The organism is Proteus penneri (genome assembly GCF_003144535.1).
Classification (GTDB): Bacteria; Pseudomonadota; Gammaproteobacteria; order Enterobacterales; family Enterobacteriaceae; genus Proteus; species Proteus penneri.
This window is the reverse complement of record NZ_PHFJ01000006.1, coordinates 225,136-248,127: the sequence shown is the minus strand read 5'-3', so window position 1 is coordinate 248,127 and position 22,992 is coordinate 225,136. Positions and strand designations below refer to the sequence as shown.

Annotated in this window: 19 protein-coding genes; 14 read left to right on the top strand and 5 right to left on the bottom strand. The window is 40.6% G+C overall.

Annotation, left to right across the window (positions count from 1 at the left end; all coding sequences use genetic code 11):
- Nucleotides 1-30 precede the first annotated feature (30 nt).
- Together ilvD and ilvA are read left to right on the top strand one after the other, a co-directional pair.
- Nucleotides 31-1,881: a dihydroxy-acid dehydratase gene (gene ilvD, locus CUB63_RS10135; RefSeq protein ID WP_109847977.1), complete on the top strand. Its 1,851-nt coding sequence runs from the start codon at nt 31-33 to the stop codon at nt 1,879-1,881.
- A gap of 2 nt (nt 1,882-1,883) precedes the next feature.
- Nucleotides 1,884-3,458, top strand: a complete 1,575-nt coding sequence (gene ilvA, locus CUB63_RS10130) for a threonine ammonia-lyase, biosynthetic (RefSeq protein ID WP_072064620.1) — start codon at nt 1,884-1,886, stop codon at nt 3,456-3,458.
- On the opposite strand, the gene ilvY is transcribed toward ilvA, so the two are convergent.
- Nucleotides 3,444-4,331 (bottom strand): HTH-type transcriptional activator IlvY, encoded by an 888-nt coding sequence (gene ilvY / locus CUB63_RS10125; RefSeq protein WP_006535847.1) that lies wholly within the window; start codon nt 4,329-4,331, stop codon nt 3,444-3,446. The two genes, ilvA and ilvY, sit on opposite strands and share 15 nt — an antisense overlap.
- A 170-nt stretch (nt 4,332-4,501) precedes the next feature.
- On the opposite strand from ilvY, the gene ilvC reads away from it, so the two are divergent.
- Nucleotides 4,502-5,977 carry a ketol-acid reductoisomerase gene (gene ilvC, locus CUB63_RS10120; RefSeq protein WP_109372748.1) on the top strand — a complete coding sequence of 492 codons (1,476 nt, stop codon included), beginning with the start codon at nt 4,502-4,504 and terminating at the stop codon, nt 5,975-5,977.
- A gap of 258 nt (nt 5,978-6,235) precedes the next feature.
- On the opposite strand, the gene CUB63_RS10115 is transcribed toward ilvC, so the two are convergent.
- The gene (locus CUB63_RS10115) at nt 6,236-6,505 is read right to left on the bottom strand and encodes a type II toxin-antitoxin system YafQ family toxin (RefSeq protein WP_109847976.1); all 270 of its coding nucleotides are present in this window, start codon (nt 6,503-6,505) and stop codon (nt 6,236-6,238) included.
- Nucleotides 6,506-6,754, bottom strand: a complete 249-nt coding sequence (locus tag CUB63_RS10110) for a hypothetical protein (protein WP_004253075.1) — start codon at nt 6,752-6,754, stop codon at nt 6,506-6,508.
- A 172-nt stretch (nt 6,755-6,926) separates the two neighbouring features.
- On the opposite strand from CUB63_RS10110, the gene rep reads away from it, so the two are divergent.
- Entirely contained in the window at nt 6,927-8,951 is a 2,025-nt protein-coding gene (gene rep / locus CUB63_RS10105; protein WP_109847975.1) for a DNA helicase Rep, read from the top strand.
- 75 nt (nt 8,952-9,026) lie between these two features.
- Here rep and gppA read toward each other — a convergent pair whose 3' ends face one another.
- Both gppA and rhlB read right to left on the bottom strand, forming a co-directional pair.
- Nucleotides 9,027-10,535, bottom strand: coding sequence for a guanosine-5'-triphosphate,3'-diphosphate diphosphatase (gppA, locus tag CUB63_RS10100; protein ID WP_109847974.1), 1,509 nt, complete (start codon nt 10,533-10,535; stop codon nt 9,027-9,029).
- A 3-nt stretch (nt 10,536-10,538) separates the two neighbouring features.
- Entirely contained in the window at nt 10,539-11,843 is a 1,305-nt protein-coding gene (gene rhlB, locus CUB63_RS10095) for an ATP-dependent RNA helicase RhlB (RefSeq protein WP_072064616.1), read from the bottom strand.
- A gap of 119 nt (nt 11,844-11,962) precedes the next feature.
- Here rhlB and trxA point away from each other — a divergent pair, with 119 nt between their 5' ends.
- The 10 genes from trxA to rffA all read left to right on the top strand — a co-directional run bounded on the left by trxA (nt 11,963) and on the right by rffA (nt 22,990).
- Nucleotides 11,963-12,289 (top strand): thioredoxin TrxA, encoded by a 327-nt coding sequence (gene trxA, locus CUB63_RS10090; protein WP_006535838.1) that lies wholly within the window; start codon nt 11,963-11,965, stop codon nt 12,287-12,289.
- A gap of 565 nt (nt 12,290-12,854) precedes the next feature.
- Complete coding sequence (gene rho, locus CUB63_RS10085; RefSeq protein WP_023583649.1) at nt 12,855-14,114, top strand: transcription termination factor Rho; 1,260 nt, start codon at nt 12,855-12,857, stop codon at nt 14,112-14,114.
- 398 nt (nt 14,115-14,512) lie between these two features.
- Nucleotides 14,513-15,601, top strand: a complete 1,089-nt coding sequence (gene wecA, locus CUB63_RS10080; protein ID WP_109847973.1) for a UDP-N-acetylglucosamine--undecaprenyl-phosphate N-acetylglucosaminephosphotransferase — start codon at nt 14,513-14,515, stop codon at nt 15,599-15,601.
- 24 nt (nt 15,602-15,625) lie between these two features.
- Nucleotides 15,626-16,693: an ECA polysaccharide chain length modulation protein gene (wzzE, locus tag CUB63_RS10075; protein ID WP_109399702.1), complete on the top strand. Its 1,068-nt coding sequence runs from the start codon at nt 15,626-15,628 to the stop codon at nt 16,691-16,693.
- Between the two features lie 119 nt (nt 16,694-16,812).
- Complete coding sequence (gene wecB, locus CUB63_RS10070) at nt 16,813-17,943, top strand: non-hydrolyzing UDP-N-acetylglucosamine 2-epimerase (protein ID WP_006535832.1); 1,131 nt, start codon at nt 16,813-16,815, stop codon at nt 17,941-17,943.
- Nucleotides 17,940-19,202, top strand: coding sequence for a UDP-N-acetyl-D-mannosamine dehydrogenase (gene wecC, locus CUB63_RS10065; protein WP_109399701.1), 1,263 nt, complete (start codon nt 17,940-17,942; stop codon nt 19,200-19,202). Before wecB ends, wecC begins: the two co-directional genes overlap by 4 nt.
- Nucleotides 19,199-20,266, top strand: a complete 1,068-nt coding sequence (rffG, locus tag CUB63_RS10060) for a dTDP-glucose 4,6-dehydratase (RefSeq protein ID WP_109399716.1) — start codon at nt 19,199-19,201, stop codon at nt 20,264-20,266. Before wecC ends, rffG begins: the two co-directional genes overlap by 4 nt.
- 19 nt (nt 20,267-20,285) lie before the next feature.
- The gene (rfbA, locus tag CUB63_RS10055; protein WP_072064612.1) at nt 20,286-21,167 is read left to right on the top strand and encodes a glucose-1-phosphate thymidylyltransferase RfbA; all 882 of its coding nucleotides are present in this window, start codon (nt 20,286-20,288) and stop codon (nt 21,165-21,167) included.
- Entirely contained in the window at nt 21,145-21,858 is a 714-nt protein-coding gene (gene rffC / locus CUB63_RS10050; protein WP_006535826.1) for a dTDP-4-amino-4,6-dideoxy-D-galactose acyltransferase, read from the top strand. Before rfbA ends, rffC begins: the two co-directional genes overlap by 23 nt.
- Nucleotide 21,859: 1 nt before the next feature.
- Nucleotides 21,860-22,990: a dTDP-4-amino-4,6-dideoxygalactose transaminase gene (rffA, locus tag CUB63_RS10045; RefSeq protein WP_072064610.1), complete on the top strand. Its 1,131-nt coding sequence runs from the start codon at nt 21,860-21,862 to the stop codon at nt 22,988-22,990.
- Nucleotides 22,991-22,992: the final 2 nt, after the last annotated feature.

Sequence of the window (22,992 nt, the reverse complement as noted above, 5' to 3'; positions counted from 1 at the left end):
CTCGCTTTTTTTATCGCAGGAGTGTGAAAAATGCCTAAATACCGTTCAGCAACAACGACACATGGTCGTAATATGGCTGGAGCCCGTGCCTTATGGCGTGCAACGGGAATGACTGATGCTGATTTTGGTAAACCCATTATCGCTGTTGTGAACTCATTTACGCAATTTGTACCAGGTCATGTGCATCTGCGGGATTTAGGAAAACTCGTTGCTGAGCAAATTGAAGCAGCGGGTGGTGTTGCTAAAGAATTTAATACCATTGCAGTTGATGACGGTATCGCAATGGGACACGGTGGCATGCTTTACTCTTTGCCATCGCGTGAACTTATTGCTGACTCTGTTGAATATATGGTTAATGCGCACTGTGCTGATGCGATGGTGTGTATCTCAAACTGCGACAAGATCACGCCAGGAATGTTAATGGCGTCTTTACGTTTGAATATCCCTGTTATTTTTGTTTCGGGTGGCCCTATGGAAGCGGGTAAAACGAAGCTTTCAGATCAACTGATCAAATTAGATCTGGTTGATGCCATGATCCAAGGGGCGAATCCAAATGTCAGCGATGCTGATAGTGAGCAAATCGAACGATCTGCTTGCCCGACATGTGGATCGTGTTCGGGTATGTTCACCGCAAACTCCATGAACTGTTTAACAGAAGCACTGGGATTATCTCAGCCCGGAAATGGCTCATTATTAGCGACACATGCAGATCGTGAAACGCTGTTTATCAATGCAGGCAAGCGTATTGTTGAATTAACCAAACGCTATTATGAAAAAGATGATGAGTCTGCATTACCACGCAATATCGCTAAAAAAGAAGCCTTTGAAAATGCGATGATCTTGGATATTGCAATGGGTGGCTCAACAAATACGGTTCTGCATTTATTGGCTGCCGCGCAAGAAGGTGGGGTTGATTTCACCATGGAAGATATCGACAGACTTTCTCGCCAAGTACCTCATTTATGTAAAGTGGCACCAAGTACACAAAAATATCATATGGAAGATGTTCACCGCGCTGGTGGCGTTATGGGTATTTTAGGTGAGTTAGACAGAGCAGGATTACTCAATCGCAATGTTAATAATATCTTAGGGTTAAGTTTGCCAGAAACATTGTCGCAATATGATGTGATGTTAACACAAGATGAGCAAGTAAAATCGATGTTCAAAGCAGGCCCCGCAGGTATTCGTACAACGAAAGCTTTTTCACAAAATTGTCGTTGGCCAACTTTAGATACAGATCGTGAAAATGGCTGTATCCGTAGCAAAGAACATGCTTATAGCCAAGATGGTGGATTAGCCGTGCTATCAGGAAATTTAGCGGAAGATGGCTGTATTGTTAAAACGGCGGGTGTTGATGAAGATAACTTAATTTTTAGTGGTCCCGCAAAAGTGTATGAAAGCCAAGATGATGCAGTAGAGGCTATCTTAGGTGGCAAAGTCGTGGCAGGCGATGTGGTAATTATCCGCTATGAAGGCCCTAAAGGTGGTCCTGGTATGCAAGAGATGTTGTATCCAACCTCTTATTTAAAATCAATGGGATTAGGGAAAGCTTGTGCACTTATCACTGACGGGCGTTTCTCTGGTGGAACATCGGGTTTATCTATCGGGCATGTGTCACCTGAAGCGGCAAATGGTGGCGTGATTGGTTTAGTGGAAGAAGGCGATATTGTTTCTATCAATATTCCAACCCGCGAGATCTCATTAAAGGTGGATGATAAAACGTTATCAGCTCGTCGTGATGCACAAAATGCTCGCGGTAATAAAGCGTGGACACCACAAAATAGGCAGCGCCAAGTTTCGTTTGCTTTACGTGCTTACGCCTCTTTAGCCACCAGTGCCGATAAAGGTGCGGTGCGTGATAAATCTAAGTTAGGGGGCTAAGAATGGCTGCCTTTAGACCTTTAAATTCAGCGCCAAGCAGCGCTGAATATTTAAAAGCGGCGCTGAGCGCACCTGTTTATGAAGCCGCAATAGTCACTCCGCTTCAAGAGATGACAAAAATATCTGAACGTTTAGAAAATACGATTTTAGTTAAGCGAGAAGATAGACAACCCGTTCATAGCTTTAAATTACGTGGTGCTTATACCATGATTGCAGGGTTGACTCCTGAGCAAAAAGCGAAAGGTGTCGTGACGGCATCAGCGGGGAACCACGCGCAAGGTGTTGCGTTGTCAGCTAATCGAATGGGAGTAAAAGCACTCATTGTGATGCCAGTGGCAACAGCAGATATTAAAGTTGATGCTGTTCGCCAATTTGGTGGAGAAGCATTGCTTTATGGTGCCAATTTTGATGAAGCAAAAGCAAAAGCTATCGCGCTATCTGAAGAGATGGGATACACCTTTGTTCCGCCTTTTGATCATCCCGCAGTCATTGCAGGGCAGGCAACACTGGCAATGGAACTCTTACAACAAGATGTTCATCTTGATCGTATTTTCGTACCTGTTGGTGGTGGTGGTTTAATTGCTGGAGTTGCCGTATTAATCAAACAGCTTATGCCAGAAATTAAGGTAATAGGTGTTGAAGCTGAAGATGCTGCATGCTTAAAAGCAGCATTAGAGGCAGGGCATCCCGTTGAATTAGCAAGAGTGGGATTATTTGCTGAAGGTGTTGCGGTTAAACGTATCGGTGATGAAACGTTCCGTTTATGCCAAAAATATGTTGATGATGTTATCACAGTGGATAGTGATGCAATTTGTGCCGCAGTAAAAGATTTATTTGAAGATGTACGTGCGATTGCAGAGCCTTCAGGCGCATTGGCATTAGCAGGACTTAAAAAATACGTAGAACAGCATCAAATCAAAGGTGAGCGCCTTGCGCATGTGCTTTCCGGTGCAAATGTGAATTTTCATGGCTTACGCTATGTTTCTGAACGCTGTGAGCTCGGTGAAAAACGTGAAGCGCTATTAGCGGTGACTATTCCTGAACAGAAAGGAAGTTTCTTACGTTTTTGTCAGATCTTAGGTCAACGTGTTGTTACTGAGTTTAATTATCGTTATAGCGATGCTGATCCTGAAAATGCACGTATTTTTGTCGGTGTACGTTTAAGTCAAGGACTCGCAGAGCGTAAAGAAATTTTACGTGAACTCACGGTTGCGGGTTATCAAGTGGCTGATCTTTCTGACGATGAAATGGCAAAACTTCATGTGCGTTATATGGTCGGGGGGCGCCCTAATAAGCCACTTAAAGAACGCCTATTTAGTTTTGAATTTCCAGAATCTCCGGGCGCTTTAATGAAGTTTCTAAAAACATTAGGGACTTATTGGAATATCACATTATTCCACTATCGTAGTCATGGCACTGATTACGGGCGTGTGCTGGTAGCGTTTGAACTCCCTGAAACGCAAGGGCGTTTTGAGCGACATTTAGATGACTTGGGTTATGAGTATCATGATGAGACAGGAAATCCTTCTTTTCAGTTATTCCTGTCACCACAAACGACTAGTTTAGTTGTGGAGTAATCGCCAAAAAGCATTGATCACTGGCTCTTGAAGGCGTTTGTGTAATGCGCAAACGCCTAACTCGAAAGGTTCTACCATTGAAATATTATCCAATGAAGAGATGCGATTACGAACGGGCTCTGGGCAATTATCAACGACAACTTGTGGAATAAGTGCAATACCACAACCTAATGCAACCATTGAAACAATCGCTTCATGTCCCGAAACCGTCGCATAAATTGAGGGATTATGGATACGATGGCGCTTAAACCATAGCGCGATCCGTTGTCTTGATGGGCCATGTTCAGGAATGATAAACGGAATATTAAGCCAATCGGGCTTCTCTTGCGTTGCAAGATGGCGAACATTGCAAGGCAGAGCGGGCGCAATCAGCACTAATGGGATTTCACCTATTTTTTCAAAACAGATATTTTCAGGAAGTTTTTCAGGTTTTCCTGCGATACCTAAATCAGCTTCATCAGATAGCACTTTATCGACGGCATCAGCCGCATCTCCAGTGGTGAGCTTTATTTCAACTAATGGATTTTCTGCACGAAAACGGTCAAGAATAGGCGGTAAATGGCTGTAAGCCGCTGTTACAGAACAAAATAGTCGTAGTTCACCAGAAAGGCTTGGGCTATTTTGGTTTAGCGTATGTTTCAGTTGCTTATATTGCAACAGAGTTTGTTGAGCATAGCGCTTTAATTGTTCGCCTGCATCAGTGAGAGTGACTTGTCGGTTATCACGTAAAAACAGTGGGTGACCTAAGCTTTCTTCAAGGCGTTGAATTTGGCGTGAGAGCGTGGAAGGGCTGACATGCATTGCTTGTGCCGTTTTAGTGAAGTGACAACTTTCAGCTAAATGTAGGAAGAGTTTGAGATCTCGAATATCCATTGTCACCCACCTTAGGTGCTAAAAAAGAACGTTGCATTTTTTGCAACACTATCTTGTAAATATATCAATTTAAGCAATGGCTTTCATCCCCTATAGTAAAGTCATGCAACACCTCACAGAGAGTGAGGATAATAACAGCAAACACATACACAACGATTTTGGAGTCCCTCATGGCAAATTATTTTAATACATTGAATCTGCGTCAGCAGTTGTCGCAATTGGGTAAATGTCGCTTTATGTCGCGCGAAGAATTTGCTGATGAAGCAAATTACCTGAAAGGCAAAAAAGTCGTTATCGTTGGTTGTGGCGCACAAGGCCTTAACCAAGGTTTAAATATGCGTGATTCAGGCTTGAATATCGCCTATGCCTTACGCCAAGAAGCGATTGATGAGAAACGTGCATCATGGCGTCGTGCTACCGAAAACGGTTTTGAGGTTGGAACCTATGAAGCGTTGATCCCTCAAGCAGATTTAGTTGTTAACTTAACACCAGACAAACAACACTCAGCGGTTGTTCAAGCGGTTCAACCGCTGATGAAATCAGGTGCAGCATTAGGTTATTCTCATGGTTTTAATATCGTTGAAGTGGGCGAAAAAATTCGTGATGACATCACCGTTGTTATGGTTGCACCAAAATGTCCGGGCACAGAAGTTCGTGAAGAATATAAACGTGGTTTTGGTGTTCCAACACTGATTGCCGTTCACCCTGAAAATGATGCAAAAGGTGAAGGTATGGCCATTGCGAAAGCATGGGCTGCGGCAACAGGTGGTCATCGTGCCGGTGTTTTAGAGTCCTCTTTCGTTGCTGAAGTAAAATCAGACTTAATGGGTGAGCAAACCATTCTGTGCGGTATGTTACAAGCAGGCTCTCTGTTATGTTATGACAAAATGGTTGCCGATGGTGTTGAACCAGGCTATGCAGGTAAGTTGATTCAGTTTGGTTGGGAAACGATTACAGAAGCACTGAAGCAAGGTGGTATCACCTTGATGATGGACAGATTATCTAACCCTGCAAAAATGCGCGCTTATGCATTATCAGAGCAACTGAAAGAGATCATGGCTCCACTGTTTGCAAAACACATGGATGATATCATTTCAGGTAAATTCTCTGAAACGATGATGGCAGACTGGGCAAATGATGATAAAAACTTGCTGACATGGCGTGAAGAGACAGGAGCTAGCGCATTTGAAAATTATCCTGAATATGAGGGTAAAATCAGTGAGCAAGAGTACTTTGATCATGGTGTATTAATGGTTGCAATGGTTAAAGCGGGTGTTGAGTTAGCTTTTGATACGATGATTGAAGCGGGTATCTTTGCTGAGTCAGCTTATTATGAATCACTGCATGAGTTGCCATTAATCGCGAATACCATCGCTCGTAAGCGTTTATATGAAATGAACGTGGTTATCTCAGATACGGCAGAATATGGTAACTATCTGTTCTCGTTTGCTGTTGTTCCTATGCTGAAAGAGTTTATGACAACCTTGCAATCTGGCGATTTAGCGAAGAAAGTTCAAGATAATGGAACCGATAATGCACAATTACGTGATATCAATGAAGCCATTCGTCAGCACCCAATTGAAGCTGTAGGTAAAACATTGCGCGGGTATATGACGGATATGAAGAAGATTGCTGTCGGCAACTAATTTTTCGTCGCTCTTTACGTGATAAGTGCGTTGGCTACACTCGGTTACCCAAGCCACATACTGATGTATGCTCCTTGGGATAAGCTCCTTTGCCGCCTTCTTCTCACGCAAATAGCTTAGAAAAATAAGTGCTAATATATTTTAAATGATAAAACAGAATATAAGTTTATTATCTTGAAATAGATAGCTTAGAAAAATAAGTGCTAAATATATCTTAAAAAGATAAAACCACATATCTATCAATTTGATATGTGGTTTTTATTTAAATAAATCAGAATGTGAGCCAGTTCTGTCGAAATGAACAGTATCATTGTCTATTTTATAAATAAGTAGCCAATCAGGTTCGATATGAAGATCTCGACGAGGCTTCCAGTTTCCTGTTAATGGATGATCTTTCAATTGAGCAGGTAGTCGCTTTCCTTGCACTAATAGTAATATAATCTCTTTTAGTTTATTAATATCCTTTCCTCGTTTTTCTGCGAGTATTAAGTCTTTTTTAAATTGTCCTGAATAACTCACTTTTCGCATTTAGATATCCAATTTTTTGAATAAATCATGGGCATCTTCAGCATAAAAAACATCATCACCTTTATCTGTTTTTGCAAAAGTGTTTAATGTTTTTTCATTTGGTTGTGTTTGATTACTTTCCACATAAACTCGAATGAGATCTCTTAAGATTTGAGAGGCTGGTCTGTGTTTATTTCGAGCTATTGCAACAAAAGCCTCTTTGAGCTCTATATCAACTTTAGTGGCTATTAATTCGCTTTTTATACTCATAATATACACCTCCATATTTGTTTGAATATTATACAAAGTAAAACTTTATTAAACAAGGTTAAACTTCCTTTACCTAGAGAAATAATGCTCAAAAAACTGAACCATTTTCTTATGCGCTTTCTGCTACAATTGTCTCCCGTTATGTTCTTGGCTAATGAAGTGTGGAAAACCTATGCGATTAAATCCTGGTCAACAAAAAGCAGTAGAATATGTGTCAGGCCCTTGTTTGGTCTTGGCAGGAGCAGGATCGGGAAAAACACGGGTTATTACTCATAAAATTGCACACCTTATTCGTCAATGCCAATACCCAGCAAAGCAAATTGCAGCGGTGACGTTTACCAATAAAGCAGCACGTGAAATGAAAGAGCGTGTCGCTCAAACTTTAGGTCGACAAGAAGCAAAAGGATTAATGATCTCAACGTTCCATACATTGGGGTTGGAAATTATTAAACGTGAATATAAAGCGTTAGGGATTAAAGCTAAATTTTCATTATTTGATGATCAAGACCAGTCTGCACTACTCAAAGAATTAACCGCTGATTTATTAGAAGAAGATAAAGATTTGCTTTCTCAGTTAAAGAGCCAAATTTCTAATTGGAAAAACGATATGCTCACGCCAGAGCAAGCAATTGGAATGGCGAGATCGCAACAAGATCATACTTTTGCCGAATGTTTTCGACGTTATGAGCAACATCTGCGTAGTTGTAACGTGCTCGACTTTGATGACTTAATTAGCCGACCAACCCTATTATTGCGCACAAATGAAGAAGTCAGAGAGCGCTGGCAAAGACGCATCCGCTATTTGCTGGTGGATGAATATCAAGATACGAATACCAGCCAATATGAATTGGTCAAATGGTTGGTCGGTGAAAGGGCTCGCTTTACGGTTGTCGGTGATGATGACCAATCCATTTATTCTTGGCGTGGTGCTCGACCTCAAAATTTAGTGTTATTACAAAAAGATTTTCCACAACTTAATGTCATTAAGCTTGAGCAAAACTATCGCTCTTCTGGACGTATTTTAAAATCAGCGAATATCTTGATTGAAAATAATCCCCATGTCTTTGAAAAACGACTATTTTCAGAGTTAGGTTATGGTGATGCACTGCGCGTTTTAACGGCGAATAATGAAGAGCATGAAGCCGAACGTGTTGCGGGTGAATTAATTGCGCATCACTTTATTAATAAAACTAATTATAAGGATTATGCGATCCTTTATCGTGGTAACCATCAGTCTCGTATTTTTGAAAAATACTTGATGCAAAATCGCATTCCTTATCGTATTTCAGGTGAAACCTCTTTTTTCTCACGAGAAGAGATCAAAGATATTCTGGCCTATTTACGAGTTATTGTTAATCCTGATGATGATGCGGCATTTTTACGTATTGTGAACAAGCCTCGTCGTGAAATCGGGCCCATGACGATCCAAAAGTTAGGTGAGTGGGCAAAAGTTCGAGATAAAAGCTTATACAATGCCTGTTTTGATTTAGGGTTAAGCCAAACATTAACAGGCAGAGGCTTGAATTCATTACACGCATTTTCACAATGGATGTCGCGTATAGTACAAAAATCAGAGCGAGAGCCACTATTAGCTGTACGTGATTTATTGCATGAAATGGATTATGAAAGTTGGTTATATGAAACCTCAAGCAGTGCGAAAGCTGCAGAAATGAGGATGAAAAATATTAATCAGCTATTTTTATGGATGAGTGAAATGCTTGAAGGTGATGAATTACATGAACCTATGACGCTTTCCCAAGTCGTTAACCGGTTTACCCTGCGTGATATGATGGAGCGAGGAGAAACAGAAGAAGAATTAGATCAAGTTCAGTTAATGACATTACATGCCTCTAAAGGTCTTGAATTTCCTCATGTATTTTTAGTGGGAATGGAAGAAGGGATATTGCCACACCAAAGTAGTATTGATGAAGATAATGTAGAAGAAGAAAGACGTCTTGCTTATGTGGGCATTACTCGAGCACAAAAAACACTCACGTTTACGTTATGTAAAGAACGACGTCAATACGGTGAATTAATCAAACCTGATCCAAGCCGTTTTCTTTATGAGTTACCTCAAGATGATTTGAATTGGGATACTAATAAAAAGAAAGTGTTAAGTGCAGAGGAAAAACAAGAGAAAGGCCAAAAAGGTGTTGCAGGATTAAGAGCTATGCTGGCAAGGCATAAACCGCAATAGCATAAAAATGGTAGATAAAATGCCCCCTTGGCCTATTGATCTCCAAGAGGGTTTTATTTTTGTATAAGTAAAAAGTTAGCTTATACGAGAGCTATTTTGTTCTTCAATCATTAAAGACCAATGTACATAACTCTGTAATTGGATCTCTTCTTGGAGATTTTCAGCTCGTAACGGGTGCTCATTAAGCCATTGATATGGCAATGTAATAATGAGTGTTTCATCGACAGTGCGTAATCGTAATGCTGGGAGCGTATCATCTCGGCGACGACTAGCAAAAATGATGGCTAATCGCAGTAAACGCACTAGTCGATTGGCTTGAGTTATCGGTAGGGCATTTTGATGATTAAGAGGTGCAAGATCGATGATCCCTGTTTGGTTTTTTAGCAAAGAAGCTAATAGACGTCGTTGGGCCGGAGTGTATCCTGGTAAATCAAGATGAGAGATCAGATAGCTTGCATGTGAAGGTGCTTGGCGGAAATCGACACTTAGGCCAATTTCATGTAATGCACAGGCACTATTAAGCAACTCACGGCAACGATTATCTAATTGCCAATGCTTACTGACTTGGATAAAAAAGTGTTCTGCCAGTTGTTGAACTCGATGTGCTTGCTCAATATCAATTTGAAACCGGCGCTGGACATTACGAAGAGTACGTTGGCGGATATCTTGCTCAATAGGAAGATGCAACATTCCATAGACTAAGCCCTCTCGTAATGCACCACCTGCTAAGATCATATTGTCAATATGCAGTGTTTCAAATATGGCGATTAAGATAGCAAGTCCACTCGGAAACACTAAGGCTCGTTCAAAAGTAAGTCCTTCAATTTCCAGCTCTTCGAGTTTTCCACACTCAATGGCTTTGTGTTTGAGCCGCTCAAGCTTAGGTAAGGTGATTAATTCATCCATACCTTGAGCAATCATGATCTCTTGCAACGCTTGTACAGTACCAGAGGCGCCTACACACACTTGCCAGCCTTGCTCGATTAATTTATCCGCCACTGGGGCGAGTATCGCTTTGGCTGCGTCTTGTGCTTTAGCAAAATTTTCTTGAGTTAAAGAACGATCAGTAAAATAGCGCTCTAACCAAGTGACACAGCCCATACTTAAGCTCATTAATTGCGTCGTTTTAGCGCCCGTACCTGTCACCAGTTCTGTGCTGCCACCACCAATATCGACGACTAAACGTTGCTCTGCACCACCTGTAGTATGTGCAACGCCACGATAGATAAGGCGTGCTTCTTCCTCACCACTAATAACATGAACAGTATTGCCTAATATTTCAGACGCTTTTGCGACAAAAATATCTGCATTTTTAGCAATGCGTAATGTGGCTGTTGCGACGACTCTGATTTGTTCAGTTGGAATATCACGTAGATATTCAGAAAAAAGTCGTAAACATTGCCAACCGCGTTCCATTGCCTGCTCTGACAATTCATTTTCACTATTTAGGCCAGCAGCAAGTCGAACTTTACGTTTCACGCGGGAAAGGACTTGTATAGAGCCCGCGATTTCTCGAACGACTAACATATGAAAACTGTTAGAACCTAAATCAATAGCAGCATAAAGTGATGAGGATTTCAGCATAATTTATGGATGACTCGGGCGTTTATTTCGGTTGTTACGTTGAGTATTATTTCCTCTATTATTTCGCACTGACGCATTATTGCGACGAGGCTGACCTTGTCGAGGACGGTGACGGCGTTTTGGCTCAGGAAGATCAGTTAATAACGCATCACTATTATATTTACTCACAGGAATAGCGTGTTGAATATAAGTTTCAATTGCAGGTAAATTCAGGGCATATTCTTCACATGCAAGGCTGATTGAGTTACCACTATTTCCAGCACGTCCTGTTCTACCAATACGGTGAACATAGTCTTCACAATCATCAGGTAAATCATAGTTAAAAACATGAGTTACTGAAGGAATATGAAGACCTCTAGCGGCAACGTCAGTGGCAACCAGAATATCAAGATTACCTTGGGTAAAATCTTCTAAAATGCGTAGACGTTTTTTCTGAGGTACATCACCGGTTAATAAACCAACGCGGTGTCCATCGGCGACAAGGTGTGCCCAAATGTCGTCACAACGATGTTTTGTATTGGCGAAAATAATACAGCGATCTGGCCATTCTTCTTCAATTAATGTTTGAAGAAGACGCATTTTCTCTTCATTTGAAGGATAAAAGAGTTCTTCTTTTATGCTAAAACCTGTTTTTTGTTCAGGTTCAACTTCAACATATTCAGGATTATTCATCTGCTCAAAAGCCAGTTCTCTTACACGGTAAGAAAGCGTTGCAGAGAACAGCATATTCATACGCTCAGCGGCAACTGGCATACGGCGGAAGATCCAACGAATATCTTTAATAAAGCCGAGATCGTACATTCTGTCAGCTTCATCAAGTACCACAACTTGGATTGCGTTAAGGTTAATATGTCCTTGCTTAACGTAGTCAATTAAACGACCTGTTGTGCCAATAACAATATCGACACCATTACTTAATACTTTGAGTTGTTCGTCATAGCCATCGCCACCGTAGGCGAGGCCCATTTTAATTCCTGTACTTTGCGCAAGCTCTTTAGCATCAGAATAAATCTGCACGGCTAATTCGCGTGTTGGCGCCATAATAAGTGCACGAGGTTGATTGGTTTCATGCCCTTCTTTAGTAGGGTGTGTTAAAAGATAATGAAACGTTGAGGTTAAAAACGCCAACGTTTTTCCTGTTCCTGTTTGGGCTTGCCCGGCAATGTCTTGACCTTTCACAGTGATAGGTAACGTCAATGCCTGAATTTGTGTACAATTAGAGAACCCTTTTTTTTCAAGGGCTTCTATCACTTTTGGATGCAAGGCGAAGTCGGAAAACTTCTTTTCTGTCAAATATGTTTTGCTCATAATGTAATAGAATATCAGTTATAGGTTGCATTACAAAAGTTTATCCGCTGAAATGCAGACAGACTTTTGTTATTTAATGTTACACTGGTACGGTCAATATTATTCTTTGGAGTAGAACAATGAGCGATAAAATCCTTCACTTATCTGACAGCAAATTCGATGCTGATGTATTAAATGCAACCGGCCCTGTGCTTGTTGATTTCTGGGCTGAATGGTGTGGCCCATGTAAAATGATTGCTCCTATTCTAGATGAAGTTGCAACAGAATACGCTGGTAAATTAACAGTTGCGAAGTTAAACATCGATCAAAATCCGCTGACAGCACCAAAATACGGTATTCGCGGTATTCCTACACTCATTTTATTCAAAAACGGTGCAGTTGCTGCGACAAAAGTAGGCGCATTGTCAAAAACTCAACTGAAAGAGTTTTTAGACGAAAATATCTAATTTGATTTAGATATCAAAAATAAAGCAGGACGTTTAGATCTTGTCAGTATTTCTGTTATTGACCGCTAGACGTCCGCTTCGAAGCATGATAAGTTAGCGCCACTTACTTACATAATATATCGAATCTACTTGTCAATATGATTAGACATGATTAAATAAGTCTGAGATATTGAATATCAAGCGTGCAAAGTAATAGAATTGAATAACATGATATGATATTTAATCTAATATGATATTTAATATAAGTAATCTGAATTCATCTAACCAGTCAAGTTGCCTTAGAATAATCTATAGTATTCAAGGGATATAAATTTTCCAAAGTATGTTCCTAATCCATAAGTTGAAAGTACACTCATCTATCGCGAAAATGAATGTCACTTCTCTGGGATAAAGCAGACTGGTCTAATAGTATTAACACTCTCTAACATTATCATTTTAGTTATACCCTTATGTTAGAAAGTTATAATCTGTAATTTTACACATGACGAAACTGACAGCGATTCGCTGTTATACTATTCACGTTCATAGTTCGAGAGTTACCCCGAGTTATTAAGAACCCACCATTATGAATCTTACCGAATTAAAAAATACGCCGGTATCAGAACTGATAGCACTTGGCGAAAATATGGGGCTAGAGAATCTGGCTCGAATGAGAAAGCAAGACATTATTTTCTCTATCTTGAAGCAACACGCGAAAAGTGGAGAAGATATTTTCGGTGACGGTGTGCTGGAAATATTGCAGGATGGCTTCGGCTTCCTGCGTTCCGCAGACAGTTCCTACCTTGCTGGTCCCGATGATATCTACGTTTCTCCAAGTCAAATTCGCCGTTTTAACCTTCGCACTGGTGACACCATCGCAGGGAAAATTCGTCCTCCTAAAGAAGGTGAACGTTATTTTGCCCTCCTAAAAGTTAATGAAGTTAACTTTGATAAACCAGAAAATGCCCGTAGTAAAATCCTCTTTGAAAACTTAACACCTCTACATGCTAATAATCGTTTACGCATGGAGCGTGGTAATGGTTCAACAGAAGACTTAACTGCGCGTGTTCTTGACTTAGCGGCACCAATTGGCCGTGGTCAACGTGGTCTTATCGTTGCCCCACCAAAAGCAGGTAAAACCATGTTGCTGCAAAACATTGCAGCCAATATTGCTCATAACTACCCTGATTGCGTATTAATGGTACTTCTGATTGATGAACGTCCAGAAGAAGTGACAGAAATGCAACGCTTAGTTAAAGGTGAAGTTATTGCCTCAACTTTTGATGAGCCCGCTTCTCGCCACGTACAAGTTGCAGAAATGGTGATTGAAAAAGCGAAGCGCTTAGTTGAGCATAAAAAAGACGTTATCATCCTGTTAGACTCCATCACACGTTTAGCGCGTGCTTATAACACGGTTGTTCCTTCATCAGGTAAAGTGTTAACAGGTGGTGTGGATGCAAACGCATTACATCGTCCTAAACGTTTCTTCGGTGCTGCTCGTAATGTTGAAGAAGGTGGTAGTTTGACTATCATTGCAACAGCATTAGTCGATACGGGTTCTAAGATGGATGAAGTTATCTACGAAGAATTTAAGGGGACAGGTAATATGGAATTACACCTGTCTCGTAAGATTGCTGAAAAACGAGTTTTCCCAGCGATTGATTATAATCGTTCTGGTACACGTAAAGAAGAGTTACTGACGTCTCAAGATGAGCTACAAAAAATGTGGATCCTGCGTAAAATTATTCATCCAATGGGTGAAATTGACGCAATGGAATTCCTCATTAATAAGTTAGCAATGACTAAGACCAATGAAGAATTCTTCGACTTTATGAAACGTTCATAAAATGTATTAACAAAGTGATTGAGCTGAGAATAGAATTAAAATAGTGTGCTCTATTATAGAATAAGTAATATCACCTCAATTTATATGCTGTTAAGCTCGTTTACTTTGTAAGAATGACGATATGATGAAAACGCCACAATAGTTGTGGCGTTTTTTGTTTTTTATGGATGTAATCCAAATTTAGATTGCAATATTTTAGTGAGATATTGGTATATATATTGCATGTTTTAGTAATTGATAAAAATAGCGATGGCATCAATGAAAATAGTTAAGGAAAACTTATAATTGATGAAGGGTGGTGGGTTTCGAATAAACTCGTCGTGGTGAGGCTGGAAAAAAGAATAAAAACACATGGAAGGGTAAAATAACCAGCTATATTTATTATAGAGAACAGTACTGTGGATATACTAAAAATGAGCACAAGCGTTTTTTATGTGTTCTTATTTTCTTTCGCATTTTTATTCTTGGCTCGTAAAATTGCAAAAAAAATAGGACTCGTGGATAAACCGAATTATCGTAAAAAACATCATGGATTGATCCCCCTCGTTGGCGGAATATCAGTCTATTTTGGTATTGTTTTCGCATTTTATATTTCAGATATCTATATTCCTCATAAGGAATTGTATCTGGCATGTGCGGGACTTCTTGTTTTTATCGGCGCATTAGATGATCGCTTCGATATTAGTGTCAAAATTAGAGCAACAATTCAGGCTTTTGTTGGGATCGTGATGATGGTGGGCGCGGGTTTAAAACTCGACACGCTAGGTCATGCTTTTGGTCCTTGGGAAATGCATTTAGGGCCTTTTGGTTATATTGTTACACTTTTCGCGGTTTGGGCAGCAATCAATGCCTTTAATATGGTTGATGGTATTGATGGGTTATTAGGCGGTCTTTCTTGTGTCTCTTTTGGTGCACTTGGTATTTTATTATATCAAGGTGGCAATTCCGCTCTTGCATTCTGGTGCTTCTCATTTATCGCGGCAATTTTACCTTATATCTTTTTAAACTTAGGTGTCTGCGGTAAAAAATTCAAAGTCTTTATGGGTGATGCAGGAAGTACACTGATTGGCTTTACTATTATTTGGTTATTGGTCGCATCAACACAAACCCAGCCTCGCCCAGTTAAAGCTGTCACTGTATTATGGATAATTGCTATACCTCTTATGGATATGGTAGCAATTATGTATCGTCGTTTACGTAAAGGAATGAGTCCTTTCTCTCCAGACCGTCAACATATTCACCATTTGATTATGCGTGCAGGTTTTACCTCCCGCCAAGCTTTCATTCTGATTACACTGTCAGCCGCGTTATTAGCCGCGATTGGTATTATCGGTCAGAACCTATCATTTGTCCCTGAATGGTTTATGTTGGCATTATTCTTGCTTGCATTTGTTATGTATGGTTATTGCATTAAACGCGCGTGGCGAGTCGCTCGTTTTATTAAACGACATAAGCGTCGCTTACGTAGAGCAACACAACAGCATTAATATAAGCAGAGGTTTTTTAACGTGATGAACTCGGAAAATAACGCCTCCCGACAGGGTGATCAGCCAGATAATGAACTCGATATTCGAGGTCTTTTTTGTGCACTTTGGTCAGGAAAAAGCTGGATTATAGGGTTCGCTCTGCTTTTTGCCGTGATTGCACTGGGTGCATCTTATTTGATGCAGCCTAAATGGAGTGCGATCGCAATGACAGAGAAACCAACGATTAATAACTTAGGTAGTTATTATTCGCAATCTCAATTCTTGCGCAATCTTGATACGCAAATTAATCCAGCCGCACAAACATCTGCTTTAACTATTTCAGATGAAGCTTATCAAGAATTTATTACTCAGGTTGCTGCGTTTGATACACGTCGTGAGTTTTGGCTGCAAACGGATTATTTTAAACAGCGCAAAGAGAGTGATGAACAGGCTAATGCTGCATTATTGGATGAATTAATTAACAATATTCAATTTACGCCTGCCGATGAGAAAAAATTAGTTAATGATCAACTGAAACTTATCGCAGAAACATCAAAAGAAGCGAGCCAATTATTAAATGAGTATATTGCTTTTGCTAATAAGAGAGCGTCTACCCATCTTAATGATGAAGTGATAACAGCTTGGTCAACTCGAACTCAATCAATGAAAGCGCTAGTTAAACGTCAAGAAATGGCGGCTCAATCTGCGTATCAACGCCAAATTAACTTATTAGAGCAATCAATTAAAGTGGCTGAGAAACAAGGTATTTCTCAAAAACAGACCTCGATTGCGATTGATGAATTACCGGATTCTAAATTGTTTCTGTTAGGTGTTCCTCTGTTGCAATCACAGCTAGAAACTTTAATCGCAACAGGTGCTGATTTTGATAGTGATTATGATCAAAATACGGCAATGTTAGCGACCCTTACTGTGGGCGCAAAATTACAAGACAACTTCCAAACTTACCGTTTTCTACGTACCCCTGAAGATCCTGTAAAACGAGATAGCCCTCGTCGTGCCTTTATGATGGTACTTTGGGGCGCTATTGGCGTTTTAGTGGGTGCAGGTGTTGCATTAGTAAGACGCAGTTCATTAAAAAATAATAATAATTAAATTTTGTCATTGATGACAATAACGAGACATCAGGTGTTTCGGCACCTGATGTTTTGAGAATAAGGGCATATTGCTTTCCCAAAAATAAGCAATATAACAATGAAAAAAAGAGAGCCACTGTGAAAGTGTTGACTGTTTTTGGCACACGCCCTGAAGCGATAAAAATGGCACCTTTAGTGCACGCTTTAGCAAATGATGATTCGTTTGAAGCGAAGGTATGTGTTACGGCCCAACATCGAGAAATGCTTGATCAGGTATTAAATCTTTTTGAGATCAAACCAGATTACGATCTCAATATTATGAAACCAGGACAAGATTTAACGGATATTACCTGTCGTATTTTAGAAGGGCTAAAACCAGTATTAGCGTCATTTCAACCTGATGTTGTTTTAGTACATGGTGATACAACAACGACCATGGCAGCAAGCTTAGCCGCATTTTATCAACGAATTCCAGTTGGTCATGTGGAAGCTGGATTACGTACTGGCAATCTTTACTCTCCTTGGCCTGAAGAGGCAAACCGCACCATTGCAGGACATCTTGCAATGTATCATTTCGCACCAACAGAAACTGCAAAATTAAATTTGGTACGTGAAGCGGTTGCGGATAAAAAGATTTTTGTCACGGGAAATACGGTAATAGATGCGTTATTTTGGGTAAGTGACAGAGTGATGGGCAATCAAACACTCTTAAATGAGCTTGCTGTACACTATCCATTTATTCAGCCTGACAAGAAAATGATCTTGGTAACAGGACATCGTCGAGAAAGCTTTGGTGGTGGTTTTGAACGGATTTGCCAAGCTTTAGCTGAAATTGCATTAGCACACCCTGATGTTGAAGTTGTTTATCCTGTTCACTTAAATCCAAATGTGAGTGAGCCTGTTCAACGTATTCTTCACGGTATTGACAACATTAAACTAATACAGCCACAAGATTATCTCCCATTTGTTTATCTAATGAACCATGCTTACCTTATTCTGACCGACTCTGGTGGAATTCAAGAAGAAGCTCCTTCATTAGGTAAGCCAGTTCTGGTAATGAGAGACACGACAGAGCGCCCAGAAGCTGTTGAAGCAGGCTCTGTTCGTTTAGTGGGAACAGATACTAAACGTATTGTTAGCGAAGTAACCTCTTTATTGACAGACGAAAACGCGTATCACCAAATGAGTAAGGCGACAAACCCTTATGGTGATGGACATGCCTGCCAACGTATTCTTGAAGCATTGAAAAAAAATCAGGTGACATTATGAGTTTTGAAACTATTTCTGTTATCGGCCTCGGCTACATTGGTTTACCTACAGCGGCAGCTTTTGCCTCTCGTAAAAAAAGCGTCATTGGTGTTGATGTTAATCAGCATGCTGTTGATACAATTAATAAAGGTCAAATTCACATTGTTGAGCCTGATCTCGATAAAGTCGTTAAACAAGCGGTTGAAGAAGGCCATTTAAAAGCCTATACCACGCCACAGCCAGCAGATGCTTTCCTTATTGCAGTACCAACACCGTTTAAAGGTGAACATGAGCCTGATTTGGCTTATGTTGAATCGGCGGCTCGTTCTATCGCACCTGTACTGAAAAAAGGTGATCTTATTATTCTAGAATCGACGTCACCTGTTGGTTCTACTGAACAAATGGCACAGTGGTTAGCTGAAGCTCGTCCAGATTTAACGTTTCCTCATCAAGACGGTGAAGAAGCAGATATTGATATTGCTTATTGTCCTGAGCGTGTATTACCAGGCCAAGTTATGATTGAGCTTATTCGCAATGACCGAGTTGTTGGTGGAATGAACCGTAAATCCTCCGAGCGTGCGAGTGAGTTATACAAAATTTTCCTTGAGGGTGAATGTGTTATCACCAATGCGCGTACCGCAGAAATGTGTAAGCTAACGGAAAACAGCTTCCGTGATGTGAATATTGCATTCGCTAACGAATTATCGCTGATCTGCGCTGAGCAAGATATTAATGTGTGGGAACTAATTAGCTTGGCGAACCGCCATCCTCGCGTCAATATTTTACAACCAGGCCCAGGCGTTGGTGGACACTGTATCGCAGTTGACCCTTGGTTTATCGTGTCACAAAATCCAAAACAATCCCGTTTAATTCACACTGCGCGTTTAGTCAATGATGGCAAACCTGTGTGGGTTATCGATCAAGTTAAAGCTGCAGTTGCAGATTGCCTGACTGAAACTGGTAAACGTGCAAACGAAATTAAGATTGCCTGCTTTGGTTTAGCTTTTAAACCTAACATTGATGATTTACGTGAAAGCCCAGCGATGAATATCACTAAACAAATCGCAGATTGGCACAGTGGTACGACATTAGCCGTTGAGCCAAATATTCATGAGCTACCAACAAAACTGAAAGGGATCACAGAGTTAGTATCAACAGAACAAGCATTAAAAGATGCTGATATTGTCTTAATGCTTGTTGATCACCAACAATTTAAAGCGATCCCGGGTAGTAAAGTGACTCAAAAATGGATTGTGGATACTAAAGGAGTATGGCGTTGAAACGCATTCTAGTGACAGGTGGAGCCGGTTTTATCGGCTCTGCTGTTGTTCGACATATTATTGAAAATACCAATGACAGCGTTGTTGTGGTGGATAAGCTGACTTATGCTGGTAATTTAGAGTCATTAGCAACTGTTGCTGACAGTGAACGCTATGCCTTTGAGCAAGTCGATATCTGTGATAGCGCTGAGCTTGATCGCTTATTTGCTCAATATCAGCCAGATGTTGTGATGCACTTAGCGGCCGAAAGCCATGTTGACCGCTCTATCGATGGTCCGGCTGCGTTTATTGAAACCAATATTGTGGGGACTTACACCTTATTGGAAGCGGCTCGCCGCTTTTGGCAAGCACTGCCTGAAGGGAAGAAAACAGCGTTCCGATTCCACCATATCTCAACAGATGAAGTGTATGGCGATTTAGAAGGTACAGATGACTTCTTTACTGAAACTACACCTTATGCACCAAGTAGCCCATATTCAGCGTCGAAAGCTTCAAGTGACCATTTAGTTCGAGCTTGGCTACGCACCTACGGTTTACCCACCGTGATCACGAACTGCTCAAATAACTATGGCCCTTATCATTTCCCTGAAAAATTAATCCCATTAATTATTCTAAATGCGATTTCAGGAAAACCATTACCTGTTTATGGTAAAGGTGAGCAGATCCGTGATTGGCTCTATGTTGAAGATCATGCTCGCGCCCTCTATTTAGTCGCAACAACAGCAACACCGGGTAAAACCTACAATATTGGTGGTCATAATGAGCGCCGTAATATTGATGTTGTTAAAACGATTTGTGCACTATTAGAAGAGTTATATCCAGCAAAACCAGAAGGTGTTGCTCAATATGTCGATCTCATCACTTATGTGAAAGACAGACCCGGTCATGACCTGCGCTATGCGATTGATGCGGCAAAAATTGAAGCTGAATTAGGCTGGAAACCCGCAGAGACATTTGAATCAGGCATTCGTAAAACAGTTTTGTGGTACTTAAATAACGAAACATGGTGGAAACGTGTGTTAGATGGCTCTTATGCAGGCGAACGTCTAGGGCTTGGAAACTGATTAAGTAAAAGGATAAATGATGAAAGGTATTATTCTAGCGGGTGGCTCTGGTACACGACTGCATCCGATAACCAAAGGGGTATCGAAGCAGTTATTGCCTATCTATGATAAGCCCATGATCTATTATCCGCTTTCAGTTCTAATGCTTGCCGGTATTCGGGATATTTTGATCATCACAACACCCGATGATATGACTTCATTTCAGCGCTTATTGGGGGATGGCTCTGCATTTGGTGTTCATCTTCAATATAAAATACAGCCATCGCCAGATGGCTTAGCTCAAGCGTTTATTTTAGGTGAAGAATTTATTGGCGATGATCATTGCTGTTTAGTGTTAGGCGATAATATCTATTTTGGTCAAGGGTTTAGTCCAAAACTAAAACAAGTTGCTCAACGTGAACGGGGAGCAACAGTTTTTGGTTATCAAGTCATGGATCCTGAACGATTTGGTGTTGTTGAATTTGATGATGATTTCAAAGTACTGTCGATTGAAGAAAAACCAGAACAACCTAAATCTAATTGGGCTGTAACAGGGCTTTATTTCTACGATAACCGTGTGGTGGATTTTGCTAAAAAAGTAAAACCCTCTATTCGTGGCGAACTAGAAATTACGTCGATTAATCAGATGTATCTTGAGTGTGGTGAGCTTAATGTTGAACTGTTAGGGCGTGGTTTTGCATGGTTAGATACCGGCACTCACGACAGTTTAATTGAGGCCAGTACTTTCGTTCAAACCGTTGAAAAGCGCCAAGGATTTAAAGTGGCGTGTCTTGAAGAGATTGCTTGGCGCAATGGATGGCTCAATGATGACCAAGTAAGAGAAAGTGCAAAATCGCTGTCTAAAACGGGTTATGGTCGTTATCTATTGGATTTATTACATGTCCGTCCTCGCCAATATTAATTATCTTGAGTGGGAAAGTGAATTTTTCTCCCTCAAAACAGGGCGCCTTGAGTTTGATATACAAGCGCCCGTGTTAACAGGCGAACAGCTTGATGCTTTTGCTGTGGTTCAAGCTAAAATCGCATCTCATGAGCTTTCTCTCATCGATAAACTCAGCCAATTAGGTTTTCAATTTGCGGAAGGTGAAATTGATTTTAAACTTTCAATTGGCATAGAAAATGCTTGTAAGAATGCGCCTGAATGCTGTTTTAGAAAAGCCAATGAAGATGATATCGATTTATTGATGGCAACAGCCTCAGAAGCTTTTGTACAAAGCCGTTTTAGAACACCTTGGTATCAAGAAGGTGATAGCAGTCGTTTTTATGCATTATGGGTTAAAAAAGCCGTACTAGGCACGTTCGATGATATCTGCTTACTGACTTATGATATTGACAATAACATGAGTGGTTTTGTCACTTTACGTCGTCTATCTGAAAGTGAAGCAAGAGTGGGATTACTTGCGGTAATGCCCAATAGAACAGGACAAGGCATTGGTAAACAACTGATGTCGGCCGCGAAGTTTTGGTGTCAACAGCAAGGTATTTCAACCCTATATGTTGCAACACAAATCAGCAATATTGCAGCTTCGCGTTTATACACACACAGTGGGGGCTTAATAGAGAGCACCACTTATTGGTTATACAGGGGATAATATGATTCCGTTTAATAAACCACCCGTTGTCGGCACCGAATTAGAATATATGAAACAGGCCATGGAAAGTGGCAAGCTCTGTGGCGATGGCAATTTCACAAAAAAATGTGAAAAGTGGTTAGAAGAACAATTTCATTGTCATAAAACGCTGTTAACGCCATCTTGTACTGCATCGCTTGAAATGGCTGCTATCTTATTAGATATCAAGCCAGGCGATGAAGTCATTATGCCGAGTTTTACCTTTGTTTCGACCTCTAATGCGTTTGTATTACGTGGAGCAACGATTGTTTTTGTTGATATCCGTCCAGATACCATGAATATCGATGAAACAAAAATTGAAGCGGCGATTACAGAAAAAACTCGTGCTATCGTGCCTGTTCATTATGCAGGTGTTGCCTGTGAAATGGATACCATTATGGCGATTGCGAAAAGACATAACCTGTTCGTGATTGAAGATGCGGCACAAGGTGTTATGTCAACTTACAAGGGTAAGGCTCTTGGTACGATTGGTCATATTGGTTGTTATAGTTTCCATGAAACTAAAAATTACTCATCAGGCGGTGAGGGTGGGGCAACGTTAATTAACGATCCTGATTTAATCAATCGCGCAGAAGTTATTCGTGAAAAAGGCACTAACCGTAGTCAATTTTTCCGTGGCCAGGTAGATAAATATACTTGGCGTGATATTGGTTCTAGCTACTTAATGTCAGATTTACAAGCAGCCTACCTGTGGGCTCAACTTGAAGAAGCCGAAAAAATTAATGAGCGTCGTTTAGCATTTTGGCAGATTTACTATGATGCATTAACGCCATTAGCGGAAAAAGGCTTATTGGCGCTTCCAATCGTTCCTGAAGGGTTAGAACACAATGCGCATATGTTCTATATCAAACTGAAAGATATTGAGCAACGTAGTGCGTTTAATGACTATATGAAAGCGCATGGTGTTTTAACGGTATTCCACTATGTGTCACTACATACCAGTCCAGCAGGTATGAAATTTGGTCGTTTTGATGGTGAAGATATTTTCACTACACAAGAAAGTGAGCGTTTAGTGCGTTTACCTATGTTCTACAATATGACAGAAGAAGAGCAGCAGACTGTTATTGGCCATATTCGCGATTTCTTTGCTTAATT